The sequence below is a fragment of the Candidatus Neomarinimicrobiota bacterium genome, from assembly GCA_018647265.1.
GTDB lineage: Bacteria > Fidelibacterota > Marinisomatia > Marinisomatales > TCS55 > TCS55.
Genome location: JABGTK010000168.1, coordinates 1 through 3,290 on the forward strand (window position 1 = coordinate 1; position 3,290 = coordinate 3,290).

General features: G+C 37.7%; 6 protein-coding genes. 5 read left to right on the forward strand and 1 reads right to left on the reverse strand.

Features of this window, described 5'->3' with window-relative positions; all coding sequences use genetic code 11:
- On the reverse strand, positions 1-455 hold a 455-nt coding region (locus HN459_09905), incomplete at its 3' end, for a hypothetical protein (protein MBT3479754.1).
- Between the two features lie 112 nt (positions 456-567).
- Here HN459_09905 and HN459_09910 point away from each other — a divergent pair.
- The 5 genes from HN459_09910 to HN459_09930 form a co-directional block, all read left to right on the forward strand.
- Positions 568-1,260: a PAS domain S-box protein gene (locus HN459_09910; GenBank protein ID MBT3479755.1), complete on the forward strand. Its 693-nt coding sequence runs from the start codon at positions 568-570 to the stop codon at positions 1,258-1,260.
- Positions 1,261-1,276: 16 nt separating this feature from the next.
- A complete protein-coding gene (locus HN459_09915) occupies positions 1,277-1,735 on the forward strand; it encodes a hypothetical protein (protein ID MBT3479756.1) in 459 nt (152 codons plus the stop codon).
- A gap of 96 nt (positions 1,736-1,831) precedes the next feature.
- Positions 1,832-2,227, forward strand: a complete 396-nt coding sequence (locus tag HN459_09920; GenBank protein ID MBT3479757.1) for a hypothetical protein — start codon at positions 1,832-1,834, stop codon at positions 2,225-2,227.
- Positions 2,228-2,905, forward strand: coding sequence for a hypothetical protein (locus tag HN459_09925; GenBank protein MBT3479758.1), 678 nt, complete (start codon positions 2,228-2,230; stop codon positions 2,903-2,905).
- A gap of 128 nt (positions 2,906-3,033) precedes the next feature.
- The coding region (locus tag HN459_09930) for a hypothetical protein (GenBank protein MBT3479759.1) at positions 3,034-3,290 on the forward strand (257 nt) is incomplete at its 3' end.

Here is a 3,290-nt window from a genome sequence, read left to right on the forward strand (position 1 = left end):
ACATTATCGCCAACGGTGTATCCCGTAGGGTCAAAATAAATATCAATGAGGCGTTCCTTACCATAATACCAACGTCCTTCTTCTGTCTGTCCCGGCCGTTGGAACCCCCGCGCCACAGCACCCATACTTTTGAAATCTATCCGTTCAATTTTTTCTTTCGGTATGTCAACCTCGCCGAATTGTGCTTTCACTTTAATGCCTTCATCGCTCTCGGATAAAATGACACCTTTCAGCTTATCACCCGATTTAAGATAAATAATGGCTTCTTCTTGCTTTATATCTTTTTTATTGATGGTGACGGAACCAAAGGATGTTTCTACTGTAAATGTAGAATCTGTTTCAGCTGTAAGTGTGCCTGAAACTTTATCCCCCGATTTGAGAAAAAATGTTTTTCCCTGGGCAAATAATCCCCCAATAAGCAAAATTGTAATAATAAATATTGATCGTATCTTCATAGGTTCTCCTTTGTGAATTGATTTAATATCCTTTAATAGATTATCATTTAATTCATAATACTTGTATAATATTACTGTATTTGTTAATTTAATTCAAGTATTATTTAGAATTATGAAATCAGTACAAGAAATAATCTCCCAAGTAATGACCGATAAAGGGTTTCGCCACAAGTATGAAGTGGCGGAATATTTTGGTGTTACACCCCAAGCATTGAGTACATGGTTTACTAATGGGCAAATCCCCTCTAAGCATATTCTTAAAGTTCAGACTGAAATCCAAAGTCTTGATCTTCCCCCTGCTATCGACCCCACAATGGAAGATAAAAAGACTGTAATCAATTATTTGATTAATGAAAATATTCGCTTAAAAAATGAGATTGCTCAACTGAAGGGTACAATTCAAAATATTCAGTCCAATAAAAATAAGGATGATTTAATAGAAAGAATCAACGCCCGCTCCTTGTTTATCGCCGGGCGATTATCCGACGGTATCATTACAAATGTAAGTGGCGACTGGAATCGTGCCATGGGCTACGACGAAAAGAATTTGGTGGGCCATCGATATGATGAAGATTTTATCCATCCTGATGAATTTGAACGTACCCAACGTCACCGTGAAATTTTACAGAAATCAACGGGAATTAAAGAAACTCGATTTAGTACTATCCAGCGTTGGAAAAACGGTCAAACAGGGGAATACATTATGTTGAGTATGATCTGGTATGTGGATGTGGAAAATGATTTAGTGGAAATTATTGCCAAACCAATTGATAGCGATTTTGGTGAAATCGGTGTTATGAATTAAATTCAGGGTACTCCTCATGTCCCGAAGACTATATCCATTAATCATTATCTTCCTTTTTGTTGCTTCCTGCGAAGATAAAAGAGAAATAGAAATTATCCTCACAGGATCGATATTGGTAGAAGGAAACATATCTTCTGATTTAACTTTCTTAAAAGTAAGTTCCGTTTTGGGTAAAGATTATATTCAAGCGAGCAATCAGGAAATCTTGAAATTCTTGCCGGACTTTCCCATTTGTAACTTTTTTATTTCCACCACCATTTCTGGTAATACCTATGCTTTTATTGTTTACCAAGAAGATGAAAACAGCGCAATAACGTATATCATGAAAGACCCTCAATATATTTACCAAAAAAGTTTGAAAGTTTTCCAAATTGAAAAGACGATTCTGTATAAAGAGATTAATTGGAAAACCCACGAAGTGGATCCATCTAATTCTATAACAATTTATGGTTCCTTAAAAGTAAACCAACTATAAATAAATTTGACAAACATTTGATAGAAATCACATCTAATTCTTTAAAAGGAACATTCCGTTCTTTAAAATGATTTAAGGACAAAAAGGAGAATCATCATGAAAAAACAAATTATAATCTTAATGAGTGCATTGTTCTTGGCAGGCTGTTCAAATCCTCCCCAAGAAAGCAATAAACTTACACTTGGATTGGTTCAATCCAGCGTTGTGAAAGGGGCCAACCAGACAGAAATCACTAAAGTATTGGGTGCCCCCAATATTATTTCAAAAGACAAAAACGGAAGGGAAACGTGGACTTACGATCGCATTTCGCGAGAGAATGAAGCCAAATCAATGACATTTTTTGGCATTATAAATCCCATCAGTTGGTTTACTGGTGCAGGAACGGGAAGCAAATCATCCGCAAGCACATCTTCTAAGTCACTCACAGTTGTTATCACATTTGACGATAATAAAAGTGTGGTGGATTATGCCTACCAAAGTCTCTCCTTTTAAATGTTAAGAAGCATAATTCATCCTAAGACCTATTCGGGTCGATTCTTTTACATGTCACTTATTGCTTATTTGGTCATGGGTATTTCGGGATGTACCCAAATGCCCCGAACCGATAAACCAACTACATCTATTGCCAGAGCCATGGAAACGCGGGCATTTCCCGGTGATTTAAAAATGGTATTGAAAGCAGCCATTAATTCCCTGCAGGACATGGATTATACCATTGCTGTTTTGAATTCAGATATTGGTTTAATTACAGCTAGCCGAACTACGGAACATGCAACGGCGGGGTTGGCCAATGAAAAACCAGAGGGTGAACTCAGTGCTGGCCAAAAAGCATGTCTCGCCATTGGCGCAGTGGCTGTCATTGTCATTATTGCCGATATGATTTTTGGTGATAGTGGCGGCGATGATGATTCAAGACCGCTTTTTGGAAATAATCATGGAAATGATAATGGCCCGGATGGACCCAAAATTTATCGATACAAAGTGACCATCAATTTGACCGAATTATCCGAAGGAGAAACCAATGTCCGCGTGAGTGCCAGTGGTGAAGTAGAACAAGATGGAAAAATTTTGGCAACTGGTGGTGTTCATGAATTAGAATTTTTTCAGAAGTTTTTTGCAGGCATGAATCAAGGATTGTTTTTAGACCAAAATGTACCCATAAATAATTAATGTAGAGACGTCCCGACTTATCGAGACAATGCGTCTCTACATATCGAATCAAAATACTATTTTTTTTTAAAAAAAATTCTATATTGCACTGTATCATCGGGGGATAAACAAACAAAAAGGAGAATGTGATGTTTAACATCATCAAAAAACCCGCACGTTCAATGGCAATTGTATTTAGTATCGGCGCATTGATATTTCAATCCTGCGCGGCCCCTTCCCCAACCGTATCAACCCCAAAGGAGAAACCAGCCATGGCAGTAAGAACAATCCAAGTAGTTAACTTCAACTTAGAAGGGATTACCCACGATGATTTCATGGGCGTAGCCAATGAAGTGGCGCCGAATTTTGCACCCTTGCGTGGACTTGTTTCTAAAGTGTGGCTCTC

Bases quoted from the DNA above. Each gene is read 5' to 3' on its own strand.
- HN459_09910 (MBT3479755.1), top strand. From the start codon at position 568: ATGAAATCAGTACAAGAAATAATCTCCCAAGTAATGACCGATAAAGGG.
- HN459_09925 (MBT3479758.1), top strand. From the start codon at position 2,228: ATGTTAAGAAGCATAATTCATCCTAAGACCTATTCGGGTCGATTCTTT.
- HN459_09920 (MBT3479757.1), top strand. From the start codon at position 1,832: ATGAAAAAACAAATTATAATCTTAATGAGTGCATTGTTCTTGGCAGGC.
- HN459_09915 (MBT3479756.1), top strand. From the start codon at position 1,277: ATGTCCCGAAGACTATATCCATTAATCATTATCTTCCTTTTTGTTGCT.